Genomic DNA, 22,020 nt, shown 5'->3' on the forward strand with positions numbered 1-22,020 from the left:
TAAGTGCCGGATTTGCTGCGCCAATTCTGAGGGAGGCATTCTTTATGTCGCTCTCGAGTGCGGTCGGCTCCCTGCCTGTCACCGACCTTTCGGATCGGTTCGGCGTATAGGTGACAATCAAGCCCTGAAGACACCTGCCCGTTCAGGGAACCGTTGAATGCGAACTTGCCCTCCAGGAGAGGGCCGATGATGTTCTCAGGCAGCGAGCAGGCCGTGCCAGTGCGCATCACGCGCCGACGGGCGGCGGTGCAGGCGGCGGTCGAGCAGTTGACCGGCTTTCACGGCCTCGCCGCTGCGCATCAGGGCTAGCAGCAGCATGTCCTCGATCATCTCGCGCTGAGCACCGCTGCCGCCGATGCGCACGACCTCGGCCGCGACCGGCTCCAGGATGCGCGCGCAGGCCGCGTAGTCTTCCCCTGCAAAGGCAAGCGCCGCGCGGCAGATCGCCGGCACCACCGGTCCTGCGGCGAGGGCACCCGATTCGATCAGCTCCATCTGAGCCTTCACGCGCTCTTCGACGGCAGCCTTGTCATCGGTCGCCGCGGCAAGAAGAGCCATGTGGACATCGGCGAAGGCGAAGCCCGCCTTCTGGAAGTAGCTTCCCGAATAAGCCGCTGCGTCCTTCCACAGCCCCGCCGGCACATTGTGGCCATAGGCCTTCAGCCGCCACAGGAAAGATGCGGTGTCGCTCACCACATTGACCGGCATGCCGGCCGTTACCGAAGGCTGGATGTGATCGGCGTAGATCGCCAACGCCTGCTCCGGATCGCCGCGCTCCAGGGCACCGAGCGCAGAGTGCCAGGCGATGTGACCGTGGAGGATTCCGCTGCGGTCGTAACCCGGCAGCCACTCGGCGATCAGCCTCTCTGCCTCGTCGTGAGCGCCGCCCTCATACATGGCATGCGAGAGCGCATGCGCTGCATTGGCGTTATTTCTGCGTAGGTCGTAGCCGCGTTGCGTCAGCACGCGGCCGTGCGCCACGTTGCCATTCTCGGCGTGCGACCAGCCGCGATACGTGAGAAACCACCAGTCGTCGGCATCGAAGTGCCGTGCGTGACGCTCGCAGAGATCGACGCGCGCCTGATCGTGATCCGCCATGCCGGAGAAGGCGAAGAGTCCGAAGGCGCCGAGCGGCAGCGACAGGATCAACACATCCCGCGGCCACGTATCCGCATGGGCGAGGGCTCGCTCCAGGGCCTTGGCCGACTGGCCGCTGACGGCCAGCGACAGGATCGCCACATGGCTGCGCTCCCGCTCGGTCCCACGACGCGAGACGATCTCCTCTGCCATTGCGATCCGCGCCTTGGCCTTCGTCACCTCCGTGCGGATCACGTGCAGGCGGGCGCGGGCCGCATGGGCGAGGGTGAAGTCCGGATCGGCCGCGATGGCCTCGTCCAGGACCTCCCCGGCGCCGGGCCAGGCGGAGAGGAGCAGGTCGACGCCTGCCCGGTAGCGCTCGGCCGCAAGGTCGGACGTGGTCGAGAGCGGCAGGCCGCGGCTGTCGAAACGGGTCATGGCAGGTTCCTTATTCCGGCGGTTTATACAGGATCGTCCTCTGTCCGTCTTTTGACAATTTGCCAAACGATGTAGAATAGACGCCAAACCGGGGGCCGGCGATGTCATGGAAAACGATTGAGGCGCCGCCTGGGTTGGATCCCCCTCGACCCATCACCGTGCGGGCACAGACGATCCCGGCGCGGCACTTCTTCCCGGAGCACTCGCACCGCTGGAACCAGATGGTCTACGCGATCTCGGGCGTGCTCACGGTAGCCGTGGAAGGGCATTCCTTCGTGATCTCGCCGGAGCAGGCGGTCTGGCTTCCGACGGGCCTGCGGCACCGGACCGGGTCCCTGCTCGGAGCGGAGTTCCGCAGCCTCTGGATCGCCGACGAGGCCGGGCGCGGCCTTCCGACAATGCCAACCGTGTTCGGCGTCACGCCGCTGTTGAAGGCGCTGATCGTCGAGGTCACCGCCATCGAGGGCGAGGAGGATGGCAGCGGTTATGCAGGCCGCGTAACCGACCTTCTCCTCGACCAATTGCGGCGGGCGCGGCCCCTCCCGGGCGCGCTGCCATGGCCGCGCGGGGGATCCTCCCTGACGGCTTTGTGCGAGGCGCTCTACACCGACCCTGCCGACCTGCGCGGACCGGAGGCCTGGGGCCGGGAGCTTGGGATGTCGGAGCGAACCCTGACCCGCCGCTTCGAAGCGGAAGTGGGCATGAACCTGCGCTCCTGGCGCCGGCGCCTGCGGCTGTTCAAATCGATTGAGCTTATGGGCGGCGGCCTGGACGTGACCCGCACAGCTCTGGAACTAGGCTACGGCTCGACATCGGCGTTCGTGTACGCATTCCGGACCGAGATGGGTTGCAGCCCCCAGGCCTATATGCGCGGGCGCGGGGCGGATCGACTGAGATGACTGCATTGGAAATTCCTGTCTCTTCCGGAATATCCATTCTCGCGTGAAAAGCTGACCCAAGCCTCGGGCGAGTGGGCTCGTTTGCAAGCTGGTGCGTTGTTGCTCCAGGACCCGCGCATCAGGAGCCGTCGTGTCGGACACCAGCCTCGCAGAAACCATAGCCCAAGTTTCCCTGACCTTTTCCGACTGGACGCCGATCCGACACTTGGAAGACCCGCTGCACAAGGATCTCTCAGCCGTCACGCGGATTGGAGACAGCCTCTTTCTCGCCTGCGACGAGACCGCCAGCGTCGAACGCCTACGGCGCCTGGATGACGGCAGCTTTGGCGACCATCGGCATTTCGTCCTGGACGCGCTGGTGGATCTGCCTGGGGGCGCCGACGGTGAGATGGACATCGAGGGCCTCTGTGCGGACGGTGGTTTTCTCTGGGTCGTCGGATCCCACTCGCGCAAGCGCTGCAAGCCCAAGCGGGATGAGAACGACCACACCGAGGCTCTCCAGAAGATGGAGGAGGTCGAACGCGAGCCGAACCGCTACTTCCTGGGACGCATTCCTCTTGTGGAGGACGCGCCGGGCCTGTTCTCCCCTGCCCGATCAGACGGAGAACGACAGGCAGCCTGGCTCAAGCTGGGCAGGAAACGGAGCGCTCTTGAGCGGTGGCTGGCAGCCGATCCGCACCTCGATCCATTCCTGAGCATTCCGGCGAAAGAGAATGGCTTCGACATCGAGGGAATGGCGGTGCGGGGAAATCGGGTCTGGCTCGGCCTGCGCGGCCCTGTGCTGCGCGGCCATGCTGTGGTTCTCGATCTGGAACTGAGACAAAGGTCGCCTGACCGGCTGAAAGGGCGCCAGGTCGACGGCGAGCGACGTTATCGCAAGCACCTGCTCGACACCCGAGGTCTGGGGATCCGCGACATGCGGTTTCAAGGCGATGATCTTCTTCTGCTGGTGGGTCCCACCATGTCCCTGGAAGGCCCGGCGTTTGTTCTGCGGTGGCGGGACGCGGCGCATGATGACGGTTCCGGCGTCATTGCTCCCGAGCGCATCGAGACGGTCGCCGAACTGCCCTACCGGTTGCATGCGGATCATCCGGAGGGGATTGAGCTCTGGCCTGAGGCGGGCGCCGGTGCCTTGCTGATCATCTACGATGCACCGGCCCCGGAGCGGACCGACCCTGACACATCTACGGTATGGGCTGACGTGATCTGCCCGGGCCGAGCAAGCTCGAACCAGAACTGAGTGCGCTGGCGCCGTTCCTATGCCGGCAGGACGACCACCTTTGTCTTGACCGGCGTGTGATCGTACAGGTGCATCATGTCCTGGGTCAGGAGGCCGACGCAGCCGCTGGTGATGCCGTTGCCGATCGATTCCGCATCGAGGCTGGCATAGATCGTGTAGAGCGTGTAGGCGCCGTTCTGGTAGAGATGAAGCGTGCGCGCGCCGAGCGGGTTGTCGAGGCCGCCCGGCATGCCGCGGGCCCATTTGGCCGCCTCCGGCTGGCGCTTGATCATTGCCGCGGGTGGCGTCCAGGTCGCCCATTCGCTCTTGCGCCCGACATAGGCATCCCCGTTCCACCGGAACCCGTCGCGGCCGACATTGGCGCCGTAGCGGGTGGCGTTTCCGTCCTCCTCGATGCGGTAGACGTAGTAATTGCCGGGGTCGACGATGATCGTGCCGGGGGCCTCCTTGGTGTCGTAGCGAACCGTCCGGCGGTAATATTTGGGATCGACCTTGCTGACATCGATCGCCGGGATCGGGAATTTCTCGTCGGGCACCGGCCCATAGAGCTTCGATGCCTCGGCAAGGCTCATGCCGTCGGAGGTCACGCAGCCGGCGAGCCCCAGGGCACTGGCGCCGACCAGAAACGACCGGCGGCTGAGCCCCCCCGCCCGGGATCCAAGCAAACCGGTCTCTTCCGTTTCGCCGGCACCGGCATTCCCACCGTTCATGATCATGATTGGGCCGCTTCCCTTGCTTCTGCTGCCCGACGAGCCAAGGCTCCGGCAACCACCCGCTGAATATTTTGTTGAGCTGGAGATTGCCGTCACACGGCCCGATTGGCAAGTCCAGGCCTCCAGGCGGGGGCTTGCCATGCGCCGGAGACGGGAACACCCATGCGGTCCGCAATCTCACTTGCGTACCGCTCGGTGTCGCCCGGGCGGCATTGGACCACCTTTGAAATACTAGCCCCTACGCGACATATGCGTGAACAGGCCGAAGGCTGATCTGCAGCTTGAAGGGGACAGGGACGACAAATTGTGGCAAATCTTGTTACCCGAGAAGCACATCCAGCCCTAGCCTTGACCGTCCGCACAACCCGCAAAGTGTCCCTGAGGCCCGAGCCAGTATCGTGCGGCGAGGCGGTCTGATGAGCATTAGGACAGATCCGCCCATAACGCCTTCTTTTCTCGCCGGAGGCGGCGAGATGGGAGCCCTCATGCGAAGCCATGATTGGTCAGGCTCTCCGCTTGGGGCACCGGAGACCTGGCCGCAGTCCCTGCGTTCTGTTGTGGGTCTGCTCCTCGGCTCGAAATTTCCGATGTTCGTCGCCTGGGGGCCGGAACTCGGATTTCTCTACAACGACCCTTATGCCGAGATCCTCGGCGCCAAGCACCCGGCGGCCCTGGGTCAGCGCTTCCATGACATCTGGTCGGAGATCTGGCCGGACATCTCTCCCTTGATCGATGCGGCCCTGGCAGGCGAGGCGACCTATCGCGAGAACTTGCCTCTCCTGATGAACCGGAAAGGATTCGACGAGCAGACATGGTTCACCTTCTCCTACTCGCCGGTGCGCGACGAGAGCGGACAGGTTGCGGGCATGTTCTGCGCCGTTGCCGAGACGACCAGTCAGATCCTGGCAGAACGGCGACGGACATTCCTGCTGGACCTTGAGGAGTGCCTGCGCAACGCCGCCACGCCCCGCACGGTCATGGATGCGGCTGTCGAAGCGCTCGGCCGACACCTGGGAGCCTCCCGTGTCGGATACAGCGAGGTTCAGGGCGACGGCGAGACCATTGTCTGCGCCACTTGCTACGCGGACGGCGTTGAGCCGATCCTCGGCACATTCCGCCTCGACACTTTCGGCCGAGCAAGTGTTGATCGCCAGCGTGGAGGCGCCACGGAAGTCGTGAACGACGTCAAGGCGGACCTGGCACACGCGCAAGAAACCTGGGCCGCGATCGACACCCGCGCCTTCGTGTCCGTTCCGCTCGTGCAGGAGAAGCGCCTTCAAGCCTCCCTCTATGTGAACCGTCGCCACCCGCACGCCTGGACAGCGGACGAGGTCACGCTGATCGAGGACGTTGCCGCTCGCACTTGGGCGGCGGTCGAGCGAGCGCGGGTCGAAGCCCAACTACGCGACAGCGAAGCGCGCTTTCGGCTCACCGCAGATGCGGTTCCTCAGATCGTGTGGATCATCGACGCGGAAGGTCGGACCGAGTTCTTCAACAAGCAATGGTTCGACTATACCGGGGTCCCCTACGAGCCGACGACCGCCGCCGAGGTGGCGTCCAATCATGTCCATCCTGACGATGAAGCCGCAACATTAGCCGCATTCGACGAGGCTCGCCGCGCAGGAACGACCTTCCTGGTCGAGCACCGCATCCGTTCGGCAGCGGGCACCTACCGCTGGTTCCTTGTCCGTGCGGACCCCTACCGCGATCCGGCTACCGGCAAGATTTTGCGCTGGTTCGGGGCGTCGGTCGACATCCACGACCGCAAGGTGGCGGAAGACTCCTTGCTGGCACTCAATGCCAACCTGGAACGCGAGGTTATCGAGCGCACTCGCGAGCGCGGCCTCATCTGGCAGCACAGCCTGGACCTTCTGTCCGTCATCGATATGGAGACTGCAACCTTCGACGCCGTCAACCCGGCGTGGACGGCTTCTCTCGGTTGGGCAATGGAGGAACTCCAGGGTCGTCCCTATGGGGACTTCGTGCACCCGGACGACACTGGCGCGAGTTCACAAGCGTTCGAGCGGGTGCGAGAGGGCAGCCCTGTGCTGCAATTCGAGAACCGCTACCGCACAACGGACGGTGACTGGCGCTGGTTGTCCTGGGTGGCTGTGCCCGAGAGTGGCAAGCTCTACTCGGTGACACGCGATGTCACTGCGGAGAGGAACCGGCAAGCCAGACTTGAGGCGGCTGAAGCGGCTCGGCGCGATGCGGACACGCTTTACCGCACTTATTTCGAGAACACGCCTGAGGCGCTGTTCGTGATCGCGGTTAGCACCGACGGCAGCTTCGTCGTCGAGGAACTCAATCCCGCTCACGAGGCGGGCATTGGCTTCAAGCTGGCGGATGTGCGCGGCAAACGCATCGAGGATATCCTGCCACCCGACGTCTCGGATCGCGTGCTGGCCATCTATCGACAGGTTGTCGAAACTGGAGAGGTCTATCAGTTCCGCGAGGTGTTCGACCTTTCCGGAGACCCGCAGTACTGGGACACCTCGCTGGTGCCCATGCGCAATGCCGAAGGCCGGATTGTCCGGTTGATCGGTTCGAGCCGCAATGTGACACGTCAGGTCGTCGCCGAAGAAGCGCTGCGCCAGAGCCAAAAAATGGAGGCGATGGGCCAACTCACGGGCGGGGTGGCGCACGACTTCAACAATCTCCTTACGCCCATTTTCGGGGCGCTCGATATGCTGCAGCGGAAAGGCCTAGGAAGCGACCGGGAGCAGCGCTTGATTGCAGGCGCGGCCCAGTCGGCAGAGCGCGCCAAGACGCTCGTCCAGCGTCTGCTCGCCTTTGCCCGCCGGCAGCCCCTCCAAGCTGTTCCGGTGGATGTCGCCAAACTGGTAACGGGAATGGGAGATCTCGTCGCGAGCACGACAGGGCCGCAGATCAAGGTGGTCGTAGACGCACCTGAAGATCTTCCTGCCGCCCTGGCCGATCCCAATCAGATCGAGATGGCGCTCCTGAACCTTGCCGTGAACGCACGCGACGCGATGCCCGAAGGCGGCACGCTGCGCATCTCGGCTCGCATGGAGCGTGTCAGCCACGACCACCGCTCAAAGCTTCACCCTGGTGTCTACATCTGCCTGTCGGTGGCTGACACCGGCTCAGGCATGGACGAGTCGACGTTGGCCCGTGCCGTCGAGCCGTTCTTCTCCACCAAAGGCATCGGCAAAGGGACGGGCCTGGGGCTCTCCATGGTGCATGGTCTCGCGTCCCAACTCGGTGGAGCGCTCACGATCCAGAGCCGGCCTGGTCTCGGAACCAATGTCGAGCTCTGGCTTCGGCAAAGCCCTGTTGCCCCAGCGACGGACGAGCGTCCTCCGGAAGCAACGCTACCTGATGTCAAAGTTGGGAGAGCGCTCCTCGTCGACGACGAGGAGCTCGTTCGGATGAGCACGGCCGAGATGCTGATCGACCTCGGTTATGCGGTCATTGAGGCCTCTTCAGCCGAGGAGGCGATGCGGCTGATCCACAGAGGCGAGACATTCGATTTACTCGTCACCGATCACTTGATGCCTGGGATGAACGGAACCGATCTCGCACGGGAAATCCGATCAATGCGGCCGACCGTGTCCGTTCTCCTGGTGTCCGGATACGCTGAGCGCGAGGGGATCGATCCCGACCTGCCGAGGCTCACGAAGCCTTTCCGAAAGGACGAACTTGCAGCCGGGCTGGCGCAACTGCCGTCGCTCAACTGAGGCGGATCACGCTGTCGTGTGAGACCAGTTCTCGGGAAAGGCCACCGCAGTTGTTTTGGACTTCAGCCTATCTTGGACCCTGGATGATATTCCGAATGCGGGTGGTCAAGGCTTCGACCGCGAAGGGCTTGGTGATCATCTCCATTCCTGGATCAAGGAAGCCGTTCGCCAGTGTGGCGTTCTCCGCATAGCCGGTGATGAAAAGCACCTTCAGGTGAGGCCGCGTCTCTCGCGCAGCATCGGCGAGTTGCCGCCCGTTGATTCCCGGCAAGCCGACATCCGTGACGAGCAGATCGATGCGTTGCCGCGACTGCAGGATCTTGAGGCCCGCAGGACCATCCGACGCTTCGAGAGCGCGATAGCCCAGGTCCTGGAGCACTTCGACGATCAGGTTGCGGATGACGGGCTCATCCTCGACCACCAGCACCGTCTCGCCCGCCTCTGCCCGGGAAACCGCGGCATGGGAAGCCGGAAACGTCTCCTCCTGGGCGGCGCCACGGTGCCGCGGAAGGTAGATTCTGATCGTCGTGCCCTGCCCCACCTCCGAGTAGATTTTGACATGGCCCTCGGATTGCTTGGCAAAGCCATAGACCATTGAGAGCCCAAGCCCTGTGCCCTGGCCTATGGGCTTCGTGGTAAAGAAGGGCTCGAAAACGCGCTCGGTCAGATCCGGCGCCATGCCCATGCCGGTATCCGTGATGCAGATCGCCACATACTGTCCCGGCGTGATGTCAAGGTGAGTCGCCGCATAGGCCTCATCGAGAGAGGCATTCGCCGTCTCGATGGTGAGCTTGCCGCCATCCGGCATGGCATCGCGCGCATTGATGGCAAGGTTCAGGATGGCGCTCTCGAGCTGGTTGGGATCGCACAAGGTCGTCCACAATCCGCCCGCCGTGACGATCTCCAGGGCATGCAGAGGACCTATGGTGCGGCGGAGCAGATCCTCCATGGAGGCGATGAGCTGGTTGGCATTGACCGGCTTCGGATCGAGCGGCTGCCTGCGGGCGAAAGCGAGCAGGCGGTGAGTGAGCGCAGCAGCCCGCTGCGCCGAGCTCATCGCCGCCTTGGCATAGCGCCCGACGTGTTCCGTACGTCCCTGTGTAATGCGGGTCTGCATCAGGTCGAGAGAGCCGACAATGCCTGCAAGGAGGTTGTTGAAGTCGTGGGCGATACCACCTGTCAGTTGCCCGACGGCCTCCATCTTCTGAGCCTGGCGAAGCTGCTCTTCGGCGCGCAGAAGCTCCTGTGTCCGTTCCTCGACACGCTCTTCTAGGGTCTGGTTCAGGTGCCGCAGCGCTTCCTCTGCGGCTCGACGTTCGTTCACATCACGTAGAATGGCCGTCACGAAAATACGTGTATCGCTCTGCCAGCGCGCGGCGGAAACCTCTAGGAAGCTGACCGATCCGTCCTTGCGCCTGGCCGTGACCTCCAGGGGACGGTGCATGGCATTTCCTGCCAGGACACTTGTCCAGAGTTCATTCCATGTCTCAGGCACATTCAGAAGCGCGGTCATCTCCAGACCGATGAGTTCGCGCAGAGCATACCCGAATTCCCGTGCAGCCGCCGGGTTGGCGAGCTGGATGACGCCTTGAGCATCGAGAGTGATGATTGCGTCCGGAGCGCTGTTCACCACGGCGTCGTAACGTGCGTTCTGACGCTCGCGCAGGACCTGCTCGCGTTGAACGGCAACCGTAACATCGACGATTTGCACGAGGCATCGGAGATCCGGCGGCGTTCCCAGCGGGCGCACGGAAACGTTGTGAATGAGCTGCCTTCCCGAGCGGGTCTGCAGCGGCAGGATGAGCGGGTGCAGGGAATGGGTCAGGAGCCTTGAGGAGCCTGCTTCCAATGTGTCCCTGATGGCGGATTTGAGCCCAGGCGAGACTGCTCCCGGGAACAGCTCATCCAAAGGTCGTCCGGCAGCCTCCTGACCTGAGATCCCGCTGGCCGAGGCGAACCACGCGTTCCAAGCAATCACCCGCATGCTGCCATCGAGCACGATGAGGCCCGTATCTACGGCGTCGAAGACCGACGATAGGAGTTCATCTTCAAGCTGATGCATAGATCAGGATGCCATGCCGTCGGTTGCCCGCTCGATAAACTCACCGAGCAGGCTTTTGAGTACGGCCAAGGAAGGGATATCCATCAGCATGACGATATAGCCGCTGATATCCCGTTGCCGGACCGTGAAGTTTATATAGAGGAACATCACCACGTCGGCAGCCTCGGGTGGAGGCGCAAGGTTGAAGAGCTCAGGTCCTTTTCCCCGAATGATCTCCGGCAGGGACATCTTCAGGCTGCGATGGAGCATATTGGCGATCGTGCCCAGGCAGCCGTTCAGCAGAATGTTGCCGGTCTCGGCCAGTGCCTCCTGCTCCAGCTCAATGATGTCTTCAAGAGACAGCTCTCCGCCTGTGACCGCTCGGACGAGCTCGAGGCTCTTGGTCTCGGGGAAGATCAGCAGGGCACGCCCCGTGATGTCTCCCTCGAAGACCTGGTGAACCGCCACGAGCGGGCCGGCCTCGCGTCCCTCGAGGATTTCGATGGCCCGCGTACGATGCACAAGATCGACACCTGGCACGGAGAGATGAACCTGCTCGCCGACCATCTCGCGAAGGCTGAAGGCGGCACGGCTGACACCGATGTTCACGAGTTCCGTCAGAGCATCGAGCTCCAGCTCGTTGAGCACTTCCGAGATCGTTGACGCCATCATCTCAACCCTCGGCCGTAGCGTGTCGCTAGGTTTTTCGAGACTAACACTTGTTAAGCCGCGCTCGACCGCAGGCGCAGGGCTGCTCCGGAAATGAATCCTCTCAAACCGTCTTCCGTCAGAGGCTTGCTGACGAAAGTGGCGTTCACCTCCCGGGCCCGAGCGATCACCTCGTCCTGAATGTTGGCTGTAATCACCGCAATCGGCATCGTCGGATGACTGGAACGGATTTCCGTGGCCAGTTCGAGCCCATCCTTCTCCGGCATGTTGAAGTCGATCATGGCCAGGTCGATCTTGCGCTCGCCCAGGATAGCAAGGGCCTCCCGGGCGTTGCCAGCCTCGACTCTGTCCCATTCAGGCTGAAGGGCGGCCAGAGCCTTGGCTGCGACGATGCGCGCAAGCTTGCTGTCGTCGACGATCAGAACCGTTATCACCACTCAGATACTCCGCTAGGGATAGACTGCCCGGGATAACCGGATCGACTAGGAGAGAAAGGCCGTAAGTCTCTTTTAGTGTATGCCGGGAGAATGACAACGTTTCAGCTGCCCCGCTGGTCTGATTCGACAGGGTTTTTTCCCACCAAAGCCGGAGCGATCCAGTCCCGGAGAAAACTGTCCCCTGCCGCTCCGCGGATGGTTGGGCGCAGAGCCATCAGAACCTGGAGAACGGCGGCGTGGAGATGCTCGGCACCCGCCAGGTCGACCATACGCCCCCTGTCGGCCTGGAGCCATCCGAGCAGCGGCTCCGCGTCCTCGACCCGGCATAACCCTTCCAGGATGATGACATTGCCGTCCAACCGCACGCTCATACGATCAGCTCCGGGATATCGAGAATCATAAGGACGCTGCCGTCCCCGAGCAGGGTCGTCCCCATCACCCCGGGCATGTTCGCGAGAATGCCGGTCATAGGCCGCATCAATACGTCCATCCGCTCGGCAAATCCATCCACCGCAACCCCGACCAAATCGTCACCCGCCGCCATGACGACGATCTTCAGGCGCTGAGGGGCCTCTCCCAGGGCTTGTATTCCCAAGAGATCGGCAAGTCTCACCAGAGGAAGCGTCCTGTCACGCCAGACGAAAGCCTCCGCGTCTCGAACCGGAAGGACTCGGGAGGCCGGCACGAAGGCAGTCTCGATGATCCCATCGAGGGGAATCCCGTAGAGCTCGTGGCCCAGCCGGACCGCCATGACTTTCGTCATGACGATGGTCAACGGGAGCGACAGGCGAATTGTCGTGCCCTGACCGGGCAGGCTTCGAACGCTGGCCTGCCCGCCCAGGCGCTCCACCGCGGAGCGTACCGCGTCCATACCGACTCCCCGGCCGGACAGGTCGGTCACCTCCGATGCGGTCGAAAAGCCTGGGGCAAAGATAAGGTCGAGGGCGTCCCCATCGCTCATGCGATCAAGGTCATCCACTGAAACGATCCCGCGTTGGCGCGCCGCCTCACGGATAGCCGCCGGATCAATGCCCTGTCCGTCGTCCCCGACCTCGACCTTGACGCGGTCGCCATCGCGATAGGCCTTGAGCACAATCCTGGTTTTTGCAGGCTTCCCGGCCTCCAGACGGAGACGTTCAGGTTCGGCGCCATGGCCGACGGCATTGCGCAGGATATGGAGCAGCGGCTCGAAGAGACCCTCCACCACGGCCTTGTCGGCCTCGACCTCCTCGCCTTCCATGGAGAAGTCGATGGCTCTGTCCAGCTGACCTGCGAGATCGCGCACCGCCTTGGGAAAGCGTCTGAAGATGTCCCGCAAGGGCATCATGCGAACATCCATCACGGCCCCATGCAGTTCGGCCACAAGGCGTTCGATGGCAGCCTGACTCGCAAGCAGGCCCTGCGCAACATGCTTCCGATCCAGCCCGTCGTCGAATTGTCCCGCCAGATGCGCCAGCGCGTTTTTGGCGATGACCATTTCACCGACGAGATCCGCCAGCCGGTCGATTCGCGAGGCGTCGACACGCAGCATCCGTGCGCCCGCTCCACCGGTGGCTCCCGTCGCGGCACCGGCGCCTGCGCCGTTCAGCGCTGCAATGGAAGCCTCGTTCTGAGCGGCTTGGGCGACTTCATGAAGGGTCACCTGATCCGGTACAAATCGAAAGACAGCCTTGACCCTGTCGAGTTCGGCACCGGAGAGCGCTTCGATCCTCAGATTACAGGAGAAAGGGTCGATTTCAGCCGCAGGCGGCCACGGGTCCCGGGCCGAGAGACGAACGGCCAGGAGATCGGGAACCGAGCGCAGGAGCGCCATCGGGTCATCGCCTGCAAAGAAGCAGTCGGCCCGCGGCGTGTACCGGATCGCCACCAGAGGATGATCCTGCGCCCTCAGGGCTGCCGGATCATGGGCCTGGGCCATCAGCTCCTCGACCCAGCCAAGATCGGCCTGGAGCGCCGCATCTGGAGCTTGTGCAGGATCCTCATCGAGCTGGGAGCGCAGAGCCCGCGCCAGCTGGTAGCCCTCCTCCGCAGCGTCCGGCGGCAGCTGTCCTGTCTGCTCGATCACGGCAACCCACCGTTCCGCCTGACCGATGCAGGCGAGCAGGCTGTCGATCACATGGGTGTCGATGCCGGCCCGCTTCTCCCTGAGAGCGCCCAGCAGGTCCTCGGCGGCATGCAGGGCAATGCCCATCGGGGCGAAGTCGAAGAGGCCGACCGATCCCTTGAGCGTGTGAACGGCTCGAAAGGCGCTGTCCATGGGCGCAGTCGCCTGCGGGTTGCGCTCCAAGGCCAGGAGGTCATCCGTCGCCTGCTGAATCAGCTCGTGGGCTTCGACGATGAAATGCTGGAGAAGATCATCCATCGCGGTCGCTCCCCGGCCGTTGATAGACGATCGCATCCTCGAAGCGGCGAAGGTCGAAACGCTTCGAGATCCGAGTCATCGACTCGGTATGGCCGAGACAGATGTATCCTCCCGGATGCAGGGACTTGTAGAGATTGTCGACAGCGAGGAGGCGGGAGGAATCGTCGAAATAGATGAGAACGTTGCGGCAGAAGATGACGTCGAATTGCCCCTGCGCCGCAACAGAAGCGGGATCAACGAGATTGGCCGATGTGAACTTCACCGATTCACGCAAATCCTGGATCAGACTGCGCTGACCATCGCGAGACGGTTCGAAATAGCGCTCGACCACGTCGGGAGGCAAACGCGAAAGAGCACGCTCGCCATAATCTCCCGCCTGAGCGTCCAGCAGAACCTGCGTGTCGATGTCCGAGCCGACGATTTCGATATGATAGGCATCGACCAGCGGCCAATTCTCGAGCAGCCAGATGGCGATGGAATAGGGCTCCTCGCCCGTGGAGCATGGCACGGACCAGATCCGAACGAGATCACCGGGTTTCCTGCCCTGCACGATCTCGGGCAGGAGCGAGCGGCTCAGGCAGCGGAGCTGATGCTCCTCACGGTAGAAGTAGGTTTCGTTCACCGTGAAGATATTGATCAACTGCTCGATTTCGCGGCGGTCGGCTTCGACATGCGCGAAATAGGCATTGAAGGTGCGCATTCCCGTCGCGGCCATGCGGTCGGCGATGCGCCTTTCGATGTAGTACCGCTTGGTTTCACCGAAGATCATGCCGGTGCGATGGTGGAGGAATCCACCGAGGCGCCGAATCTCGTCGGCCGTGAGCGCCTGGGCCTTGCGCGGCCTGCTCATGAGCGCTCCACCATGTCCATGATCCGGTCGGCAATCTGCTCCAGGGGCGCGACAACCTCCGCGCCGCCTCGGCGAACCAATTCTCCGGGCATGCCCCACACGACGGCACTCTCTTCCGCCTCCGCAATGGTGCGCCCGCCCTGCGCTTTCAGCCGCGCCATCGCGTCGGCTCCATCGCTGCCCATGCCGGTCATCAGCACCCCGAGCAGGCGTTCGGGGGCGAAATGCTGCATGGCGCTGTCCACCAGCCGATCAGCGCTCGGATGCCACCGGTGCTCCGGCAGAGAGGGAGCGGCCAGCACTACAGGACCATCCGGCCGAGCGCTGATGATGACGTCGGCATCGCCCTTGCCGATATAGACGTTGCCGGGGGCAAGCGGCATCGGCAGAGCTGCTTCCGTCACGTTGAGCGCGCACAGCTTGTCGAGCCGGCGGGCCAAGGGGCCGGTGAACGTGCCCGGCATGTGCTGCGCCACGACAATCGGCCACGGAAAGTCGGCCGGCAGCCGCGACAGCACCGTATCGAGTGCAGGAGGACCTCCGGTGGAGACGCCGATCAGCACCAGACCATGGGCAGGCGCAGCCTTGATCCGCCGCTTCGGCGGCGCGGGCTGCGCACGCCGTCGCGGCACCTGAGGAGATGATGCCTGTCCCAGGCCGCTGCGCAGCCGCACCCGCTCGGCCAGTCTCAGGCTGCTGGGCAAACGAGCCCGCGACGCAGCGCGCACCGTCTCCACGAGTCTCGGGGCGAGCGTCTCCATTTCTAGCGATATGGCCCGGTCGGGCTTCGTGATGAAATCGACGGCTCCAAGCTGGAAGGCTTCGAGGGTCACGCTCGCGCCTGCTTCCGTGAGAGAGGAGATCATCACCACCGGACACGGGCGCTCGAGCATGATGCGGTCGAGACAGGCAAGACCATCCATCTCCGGCATGTGCACATCGAGCGTGATCACGTCCGGCCTGAAGGCCTGCAATTGCTCCAGGGCCTCGACACCGTTGCGGGCGAAGGCGATCTCGAAATCTCCCTCGGCGGTGAACACCCCACCAAGGAGACGTCGCATCAGAGGAGAATCGTCGACGATGAGCAGCCGGATCACGAAGCGGACCGCTCCGGGTCGCTCTCACCCATGGCTGCGAGCAGATCCTTCTCCGCCCTGTCCAGCAACTCGCGCGGATCGAGCAGGAGGATCATTCTTCCCTCGACCTCGATGTTGGCGATGCGGTCGATGACCTGGCTCCCGTCCGCGGCCAGATCGGGGGTCGGGCGAAGCTGGCTTTGCGGAATGCTGATAACCTCCGACACGGTATCGACCACAAAGCCAGCCTGCATCTGGTCGATCCTGACGACAACGACGCGCTCCCGCCGTCGTTCTCCCTGCGCCTCGAACTTGAAGCGCCGCCGCTGATCGATCACGGGAACGACGCGGCCCCGCAGGTTCATGACGCCCTCGATGAAGGCGGGAGCCTTAGGCACCCGTGTCAGCGCATCGGGCACGCGCACCACCTCATCGACAGCCCCGATGGGCAGCCCGTATTCCTCGCCGCCGAGTTGGAACACGATGAACTGCTCGTCGCCCGTTGAAGCGTCGTCCGCGGTGCTCATGTCGTGGTTCTTCCCCGTTTGCGACGTGATCTGCTCGATCAGCGCCTGATCCCTGAACAGGTGATCCGTCGACAGCACCGAGACCAGCCGCCGGCCACCTTCAAGACGACAGATGCCCTGGATCTGAGCCTCCGCATTTCCCCGTGTCAGGATAGCCGGCACAGGATCGATGGCGCTGTCGGGAAGGCGAAGGATTTCCTTCATGCCGTCGATGGCGAGCCCCACGAGCCCATTGCCGATCCGCGCCACCACCACGCGGGACCGCTCATTGGTCTGCCCACCTGTGCGAAGCCCGAGGAGCGCGCGCAGGCACACCAGCGGCAGCAATTGCCCGCGCAGGGACGTCACACCCAGCATGACGGAATCCGTCTGCGGGACAACCGAGACACCGTCCGGCAGGGCCACCACCTCGCGAACGGAGGTGAGCGGCAGGGCGAAATCCTGCCCGGCCACCGCAAAGCATACCAGCGCAACCTGGTTCTGTTCCAAGGCCGCTTGATCCTGCCCGTTGGCCACAGCCTGGACCTGCCGGTGCTGAGCCCGGCGGGTGAAGGTGCCGAAATCCTTGGCCAGCAAAGCATCCAGGTCGATCATCCGCGCAGGCGCGCCCGTGCCCTCATCGGCGGCGGTGCCCGGGGAAACGCCACCGGCGCTTCCCAGCGAAGTCACCTTATCGATCATGAGACCGACCGGGACGCCGCGGTCGATCACTACGACACGTGCATTCGGCGAGGGGCGAGCCTCTCCCCCGAGAAGGCGATGCAGCGACACTACGGGCATCACCGCACCCCGCAGATTGGCCACCCCGAGCAGGCTCGAAGGCCCGAGGGGGACGCGGGTCACGGCTGGAGGGCGGATCACCTCGGATACATCGGATGCCGGGAGGGCGAAGCGCTCATCGCCGACCTGCACGGTCAGGACCGACTGGGCGACAGCCGCAGGGGCCGCCTCGCTCATGACCTTAAGACTCCGCCATCTGGAGTTCGTCAGCCAGGGAGGCGATCTCTTCAATGGCAGCCGCCAGATCCTCGGCGCCTCGCGCCTGCTGGCGCGCCGCGGTGGCGGCCTGTGCGGCAGCGCTGCCTGCCTGCTCGGCAACAGTGGCCACCTGCTGGGTGCCGAGCCGGACCTCGCGCACCGCCGTCAGAATGGTCTCGGAGCCCGACACGATGGCGGTGCTTCCCTGAAGAATGGCCTGCACGCCCGCCTCGACCGTGCTCAGCCGCTCTGCCGTCAGAGCATTCTTGGCGACTTCGGTTTCAGCAATGGCGCCACTCTGCTCCAGGTCGCGCCTAACGATAGTGATCTGATCGCGGATCTGGCGAACCACATCCTTGATCCGGTCGGCATTCTCTGATGCGTCCCGCGCCAGATTGCGGATATCGCCGGAGACGATCGCGAAGCCTCGCCCGGCCTCGCCGGTCCGGGCAGCCTCGATGGAGCCGCTCACGGCCAGCATAGTGGTCTGAACCGCCACTAGGGCGATCCCATCGACGATCTTTTCGATGCGTCTGCCGGAATCGTCCAAGCCGCTCATCAGGCCGATGACGGCCTGCGTCTCCCGCAAGCCCTCCTCGACGCCGGAGGCCAGCCGCGTGGTGGCGGTGCGATTGTCCTGAAGATCGACTGCCAAGGCCTCGATCCGCTCGATAGCGGTGCTCGCCGCAGCCTGCGATGCAGCGGTCGCGCGCTCGATCTGCTCCATCGCCACATTGGCCTGCTGCGTGGCCGCAGCCTGCATCTGCGCTCCCCGACTGATCTGATCGACAGCCGTCATGATTTCGCCGGAGGCACCGGAGAGTTCCTGGATGGCTGCAGACAGTTCTTCGGCGGCGGAACCCACCTGCTCGGCACTGGCCGCTCCAGCCGCGCCTTCCTGAAGATCGTCCGCGAGAGCGGCCAACGCCTGCGCGGTCTGCTGGCTCTGATCGAGCGATGCGCTCTGCTGCTGGACGGCCCGCTGAGCCTCGGCGGCAGCGGCGGCCTGCTCTTCGGCGGCACTCGCCACCTGCTCGGCCCCGCGCTGCGCCTCACGGATGGCGGCCTCGGCCTCGACGGCCGCGACAAGAATGGCCTGGCTCCCCTCGGCCAGGAGGGACACATCGGTTCGGATCTTGTCCAGGGCCGCCACCACGGCCCGGCCCATCTGAGCCTCGCCCGATGCGGTTTCGGCTGCCTGCCTGATCCGCTCACCAACGGACCTGACCTCGCTGACGATGCCTTCGGCGAGAGTCTGGATGTCCTGCGCGCTTTTCTCCGACGTGCCGGCGAGAGCCCGAACCTCATCGGCCACGACCGCAAAGCCGCGCCCGCTCTCTCCAGCCCGGGCCGCTTCGATGGCGGCATTCAGCGCCAGAAGATTGGTCTGATCGGAAATATCCCCGACCACGCGGGTAATTCCGCCGATCTCGGCCGCCTGCTGCTCGAGGAGCGAGACGATCTCGACCATCGCCCGCTGGCGCGTCGCGTTGGTCTCCACGGCCGTCACGGATGTGTTGATCTGAGCCCCCGTCTCGATCAGAAGGCGGCCGAGATCGGCCGTTTTGGTGCGCGTCGCCTCGGCATAAGCGCGCGCCTCGGAAAACGAGGCGCCCAGGCTCACGATGGCCGACAGCGACTGCTGGGAGGCGCCCGCCGCCTCCTCGGCTCCACTGGCGATCTGCTCCATGGAGCGCCGGAGCTCCTCGGCCGCCGACGAGGCCTCGGCCACTCCGCTCGCCAGTTCCTCCGTTGCAGCACCGATGCGCTCGGCAGCCTTCTGCTGCCGGGCCCTGACACGCTCCAGCGTCCGGCGCTGGGACGCAGCACCTCTTGCGGGTGAAGGAGGCATACTGGAATTGGCGGCCTCTTCGCCGGCCGGACGTGAGTTGCCCTTGCCCGCAAGTTCAGACGTCTTGACCAGTGCCATTGGGATCCCTTGAGGCTTCGAGACTGTACTCTGACACCGCTTCAGCGCGTAAGCCGGCTTTCCAGCCTCGTCGAAGGATATAGAGAGGAGCTAGACTCTTATAGGTCTAACCCCCGCCTGGGCAAGACATGCCGGGTTCATCCAAGGAGAATAGGGACCATCAGCCCTTATAGGCCACGAGCGCCGTCATCCGGGAAGTTTACGGCATGGATGTAGAGATCCAGGACGTCCAGGGGTGAAGATCGCGATCTATTATATTTAGTTGTGCAGGCGCCGATGCGGAAAAGCCATCGCAGAATGCCGGAAAGTCAGCCTCTCGCGGGCACGCGTTGGCCGGCAACCAACGTGAACGAGACGATGGCCAGGCATGAGCATGTCGCCATGATCGCAATCAGTGGCCAGACAGTTGAGCCGAGCGCGGCGCCGACGATGGGAGCGACAAGAGCGCCAAACCCGATCTGAAAGCTTCCCGACAGGCCGGATGCGGCACCCGCAAGATCCGGCTTCACGCTCACGGCACCGGCAATGCCGCTCGGCAGGACCAAGCCATTCGCCACACCGATGAACAGCATTGGCCCGAACAGGGCGACAGGAGCCAGCAAGCCTGACGCGATCAGAGCGGCCATGGCCGCGATGCTGGCCAGGGACAGGAGCGTGCCCGCCAAAATCATTCGGTTGGCGCCCATCGTGCCTGCGATGCGGCCCGTGACGAAGTTGCCCAGCATATAGCCGCACGGCACCATGGCGAAATAGAACCCATACTCCGCCGGGCTTCGCCCCAGAAGTTCGATCATCACATACGGAGCACCCGCCAGAAAGGCGAAGAACATGGCCGACACGAAGCTCGTCACCAGGGTGTAGCCCCAGAACTGGCGAGAGCGGAAGAGGCTGCCATAGCCCTGCAGAAGTTCGCGGGCGCTCTCCCCTGAGGCGCGACCGTGATTTGTTTCGCTGAGCCGCCAATAGGCGAACACGAGGGCGAGCCCGCCGAACCCGATCAGGAAGGCGAACGAGGCGCGCCACCCGAAAAACGTCTCGAGCAAGCCGCCGATGGTCGGCGCAATCATGGGAGCGACCGCCATGCCCATGGTCACGTAGGCGATCATGCTGGCTACCTGATTGCGCCCATAGAGATCGCGCACGATGGCGCGGCTCAGCGTGATCCCGGCACAGCCTCCAATGGCCTGCACGATACGACCGAAGATCAGGACATTGATGCTCTGAGCCAACAGGCAGATAGCGGAGCCCACCACGAATGTCAGAAGCCCGATCAAAAGCACGGGCCTGCGCCCGAATTTGTCGGACAGGGGACCGATGATCAGCTGTCCCACGGCCATCGCGCCGAGATAGAGCGACAGGGTCAGCTGGATGGTGGTGAAATCGACTCCCAGCGCCCGCGCCATTGCTGGCATCGAGGGCAGGTACATGTTGATGCCCAGCGGACTCACGGCGGAAACCGCGATGAGAAGGGCAATGAAGCCAGGGCTGGCGGTGGGCTGAGCCGCTGCGGCATTGGTATGGGTCATAACGTCAAAATCGCTTCCGGCGGTGCCCATAGCCAGCTTGGCAGATGGAGTATCCTTATTGCACAAGCTAGATCGAATGTAAGCGCGTAACAGTGCTTGGCGCCCTTGGCCGGTGCAGGACTGTCATGCGCGCACCGCAGCCACGGACAGACAAAGCGCAGATACCGGCATGATCGTCCTGCGGACCCGCGCGGCCTCACCATTTCGGCACATGGGAGCCATTCGGCGAGCCTGCACTAGATCCGATGGTCCGGCGACACGGAGGGTATGATCGGGCTCGGATCGGTGCTCCTGTCGCTCGGCAGAGGCTGGGGTGGGAGGCTTGTCTGACCGGCCGCGAGACGTTTCTCCAGGGCAGCAACCTGCCGAGCTAGGTTGTCGATCGCTGCCTTGAGAGCCAGGACATCGGCCGCATCAGGAATGGTCGAAACCGTGGTTGCCGCCTGAGGGCGGGCTGGCTCGATGCGGTCATGACCGGATTCGTCGGCAAGAGAGGGCTCCAGCCTTCTCTTGCGGGGCGACAAGGCACGACGGAACGCCTGCCAGACCAGCCACAGGACGCACGCCGCTAGAAACAGTGTGAGCAACGCTGCTGGCAAATTGTCGAACATGGCCATCGTCATTCCGGTGCGTGTTGATGAAGGTATGAGGCAATGCCACAGCAACGCTTATCGTTCCGGGGCAGCACATCGTCTCAAGTCGACGATAGAAGCGGGCGCGGCAGAACCTTGTCTGAACTCATCCGTTCCTCTTGCGAGCGTCGGAAGACGCCCTGTCCAGAGGAGGAAGACATGGTGAGAATGCAGCTTGCAGCAGGCCTTGCCGCAACCGCCCTGTTGGCTGGTTCGGCTCTGGCCCAGACGACAGCTCCCACCCAGCCCGCCGGACCCGGCCAGGTCATGACCCAGATGCCTGCCGGCCTCATGCGCGGCTCGCAGCTGATGGGCATCGACGTCTACGGGGCAGACAACCAGAAGATCGGCGACATCGACGAAGTTCTCGTGGACCGCCAGGGAAAGATCCACGGCCTTGTGGTCGGTGTCGGCGGCTTCCTGGGCATCGGCAAGAAGGATGTGGCCATCCCGTTCGATCAGGTTCAGTGGATGTCGAACCAAGAGGTTCAAGCCTCCGCGAATGCCACTCAGCGCAGCACGAACACGGCCGATACGACCGTGCCGAGCACCGCCACCGGCGGAGCGGGCCAGCCGGCCACCACGGGCAGCACAGCCGCAGGCACCACGGGCTCGCCTGGAGCGGCGGGAACCCTGGGCGGGACGGGAACCGCTGGAACGACAACCGGAGCCGGCCCAACAGGGTCTGGCAGTGATGCCAATACCCCCGCTCGCGCCATGGTGAAAATGACCAAGGCCGACCTGCAGAACGCACCCGAGTTTCGCTACAGTGCAGATGCCAGCCGTGCCGGTGCTGCGGGCAACACCAACCCGCCTCCACAGAACGTGAACACGCCCGGTAACACTCCGCCGAACGCCCCACGGCAGTAGAGTTGGAAGCTGTCTCAACAGGCGGGATTTGCGGTATCGGCGATCCCGCCCATT

The 22,020-nt window shown here is 63.9% G+C and carries 17 protein-coding genes; 4 read left to right on the forward strand and 13 right to left on the reverse strand.

Going from position 1 to position 22,020, the window contains the following annotated elements:
* Window positions 1–195: 195 nt before the first annotated feature.
* Window positions 196–1,515, reverse strand: a complete 1,320-nt coding sequence (locus JKL45_RS00255; RefSeq protein ID WP_201859109.1) for a tetratricopeptide repeat protein — start codon at window positions 1,513–1,515, stop codon at window positions 196–198.
* Between the two features lie 101 nt (window positions 1,516–1,616).
* On the opposite strand from JKL45_RS00255, the gene JKL45_RS00260 reads away from it, so the two are divergent.
* Window positions 1,617–2,414, forward strand: coding sequence for an AraC family transcriptional regulator (locus tag JKL45_RS00260; protein ID WP_201859110.1), 798 nt, complete (start codon window positions 1,617–1,619; stop codon window positions 2,412–2,414).
* A 130-nt stretch (window positions 2,415–2,544) separates the two neighbouring features.
* On the forward strand, window positions 2,545–3,654 hold the full coding sequence (locus JKL45_RS00265) for a DUF3616 domain-containing protein (protein ID WP_201859111.1): 1,110 nt from the start codon (window positions 2,545–2,547) through the stop codon (window positions 3,652–3,654).
* Window positions 3,655–3,671: 17 nt separating this feature from the next.
* Here JKL45_RS00265 and JKL45_RS00270 read toward each other — a convergent pair whose 3' ends face one another.
* Window positions 3,672–4,370: a L,D-transpeptidase gene (locus tag JKL45_RS00270; RefSeq protein ID WP_201859112.1), complete on the reverse strand. Its 699-nt coding sequence runs from the start codon at window positions 4,368–4,370 to the stop codon at window positions 3,672–3,674.
* A 482-nt stretch (window positions 4,371–4,852) separates the two neighbouring features.
* Here JKL45_RS00270 and JKL45_RS00275 point away from each other — a divergent pair, with 482 nt between their 5' ends.
* Window positions 4,853–8,068, forward strand: a complete 3,216-nt coding sequence (locus JKL45_RS00275) for a PAS domain-containing protein (protein WP_246498198.1) — start codon at window positions 4,853–4,855, stop codon at window positions 8,066–8,068.
* A 67-nt stretch (window positions 8,069–8,135) separates the two neighbouring features.
* Here JKL45_RS00275 and JKL45_RS00280 read toward each other — a convergent pair whose 3' ends face one another.
* From JKL45_RS00280 to JKL45_RS00330, 11 genes are all read right to left on the reverse strand, one after another.
* Window positions 8,136–10,130 (reverse strand): hybrid sensor histidine kinase/response regulator, encoded by a 1,995-nt coding sequence (locus JKL45_RS00280; RefSeq protein WP_201859114.1) that lies wholly within the window; start codon window positions 10,128–10,130, stop codon window positions 8,136–8,138.
* A gap of 3 nt (window positions 10,131–10,133) precedes the next feature.
* Window positions 10,134–10,781 carry a chemotaxis protein CheX gene (locus JKL45_RS00285; RefSeq protein WP_201859115.1) on the reverse strand — a complete coding sequence of 216 codons (648 nt, stop codon included), beginning with the start codon at window positions 10,779–10,781 and terminating at the stop codon, window positions 10,134–10,136.
* Between the two features lie 50 nt (window positions 10,782–10,831).
* A complete protein-coding gene (locus JKL45_RS00290; protein ID WP_201859116.1) occupies window positions 10,832–11,215 on the reverse strand; it encodes a response regulator transcription factor in 384 nt (127 codons plus the stop codon).
* Between the two features lie 101 nt (window positions 11,216–11,316).
* Window positions 11,317–11,586: a hypothetical protein gene (locus JKL45_RS00295; RefSeq protein WP_201859117.1), complete on the reverse strand. Its 270-nt coding sequence runs from the start codon at window positions 11,584–11,586 to the stop codon at window positions 11,317–11,319.
* Complete coding sequence (locus JKL45_RS00300) at window positions 11,583–13,577, reverse strand: chemotaxis protein CheA (protein ID WP_201859118.1); 1,995 nt, start codon at window positions 13,575–13,577, stop codon at window positions 11,583–11,585. Before JKL45_RS00300 ends, JKL45_RS00295 begins: the two co-directional genes overlap by 4 nt.
* Window positions 13,570–14,427 (reverse strand): CheR family methyltransferase, encoded by an 858-nt coding sequence (locus tag JKL45_RS00305; protein ID WP_201859119.1) that lies wholly within the window; start codon window positions 14,425–14,427, stop codon window positions 13,570–13,572. The genes JKL45_RS00300 and JKL45_RS00305 overlap by 8 nt, the downstream gene beginning before the upstream one ends.
* Window positions 14,424–15,524 (reverse strand): chemotaxis-specific protein-glutamate methyltransferase CheB, encoded by a 1,101-nt coding sequence (gene cheB / locus JKL45_RS00310; RefSeq protein ID WP_201859120.1) that lies wholly within the window; start codon window positions 15,522–15,524, stop codon window positions 14,424–14,426. Before cheB ends, JKL45_RS00305 begins: the two co-directional genes overlap by 4 nt.
* A complete protein-coding gene (locus tag JKL45_RS00315; protein ID WP_201859121.1) occupies window positions 15,521–16,987 on the reverse strand; it encodes a chemotaxis protein CheW in 1,467 nt (488 codons plus the stop codon). Before JKL45_RS00315 ends, cheB begins: the two co-directional genes overlap by 4 nt.
* A gap of 4 nt (window positions 16,988–16,991) precedes the next feature.
* Window positions 16,992–18,938 carry a methyl-accepting chemotaxis protein gene (locus JKL45_RS00320; RefSeq protein WP_201859122.1) on the reverse strand — a complete coding sequence of 649 codons (1,947 nt, stop codon included), beginning with the start codon at window positions 18,936–18,938 and terminating at the stop codon, window positions 16,992–16,994.
* A 308-nt stretch (window positions 18,939–19,246) separates the two neighbouring features.
* Complete coding sequence (locus tag JKL45_RS00325; RefSeq protein WP_201859123.1) at window positions 19,247–20,464, reverse strand: multidrug effflux MFS transporter; 1,218 nt, start codon at window positions 20,462–20,464, stop codon at window positions 19,247–19,249.
* Between the two features lie 236 nt (window positions 20,465–20,700).
* Window positions 20,701–21,075, reverse strand: coding sequence for a hypothetical protein (locus tag JKL45_RS00330; protein ID WP_201859124.1), 375 nt, complete (start codon window positions 21,073–21,075; stop codon window positions 20,701–20,703).
* Between the two features lie 180 nt (window positions 21,076–21,255).
* Here JKL45_RS00330 and JKL45_RS00335 point away from each other — a divergent pair, with 180 nt between their 5' ends.
* The gene (locus tag JKL45_RS00335) at window positions 21,256–21,966 is read left to right on the forward strand and encodes a PRC-barrel domain-containing protein (RefSeq protein WP_201859125.1); all 711 of its coding nucleotides are present in this window, start codon (window positions 21,256–21,258) and stop codon (window positions 21,964–21,966) included.
* Window positions 21,967–22,020 lie beyond the last annotated feature (54 nt).

Origin of the sequence: Microvirga soli (assembly GCF_016734765.1) — a bacterium.
Classification (GTDB): domain Bacteria; phylum Pseudomonadota; class Alphaproteobacteria; order Rhizobiales; family Beijerinckiaceae; genus Microvirga; species Microvirga soli.

Bases quoted from the DNA above. Each gene is read 5' to 3' on its own strand.
- JKL45_RS00255 (WP_201859109.1), bottom strand. From the start codon at position 1,515: ATGACCCGTTTCGACAGCCGCGGCCTGCCGCTCTCGACCACGTCCGAC.
- JKL45_RS00260 (WP_201859110.1), top strand. From the start codon at position 1,617: ATGTCATGGAAAACGATTGAGGCGCCGCCTGGGTTGGATCCCCCTCGA.
- JKL45_RS00270 (WP_201859112.1), bottom strand. From the start codon at position 4,370: ATGATCATGAACGGTGGGAATGCCGGTGCCGGCGAAACGGAAGAGACC.
- JKL45_RS00275 (WP_246498198.1), top strand. From the start codon at position 4,853: ATGCGAAGCCATGATTGGTCAGGCTCTCCGCTTGGGGCACCGGAGACC.
- JKL45_RS00280 (WP_201859114.1), bottom strand. From the start codon at position 10,130: ATGCATCAGCTTGAAGATGAACTCCTATCGTCGGTCTTCGACGCCGTA.
- JKL45_RS00285 (WP_201859115.1), bottom strand. From the start codon at position 10,781: ATGATGGCGTCAACGATCTCGGAAGTGCTCAACGAGCTGGAGCTCGAT.
- JKL45_RS00295 (WP_201859117.1), bottom strand. From the start codon at position 11,586: ATGAGCGTGCGGTTGGACGGCAATGTCATCATCCTGGAAGGGTTATGC.
- JKL45_RS00300 (WP_201859118.1), bottom strand. From the start codon at position 13,577: ATGGATGATCTTCTCCAGCATTTCATCGTCGAAGCCCACGAGCTGATT.
- JKL45_RS00305 (WP_201859119.1), bottom strand. From the start codon at position 14,427: ATGAGCAGGCCGCGCAAGGCCCAGGCGCTCACGGCCGACGAGATTCGG.
- JKL45_RS00315 (WP_201859121.1), bottom strand. From the start codon at position 16,987: ATGAGCGAGGCGGCCCCTGCGGCTGTCGCCCAGTCGGTCCTGACCGTG.
- JKL45_RS00320 (WP_201859122.1), bottom strand. From the start codon at position 18,938: ATGGCACTGGTCAAGACGTCTGAACTTGCGGGCAAGGGCAACTCACGT.
- JKL45_RS00325 (WP_201859123.1), bottom strand. From the start codon at position 20,464: ATGACCCATACCAATGCCGCAGCGGCTCAGCCCACCGCCAGCCCTGGC.
- JKL45_RS00330 (WP_201859124.1), bottom strand. From the start codon at position 21,075: ATGTTCGACAATTTGCCAGCAGCGTTGCTCACACTGTTTCTAGCGGCG.
- JKL45_RS00335 (WP_201859125.1), top strand. From the start codon at position 21,256: ATGGTGAGAATGCAGCTTGCAGCAGGCCTTGCCGCAACCGCCCTGTTG.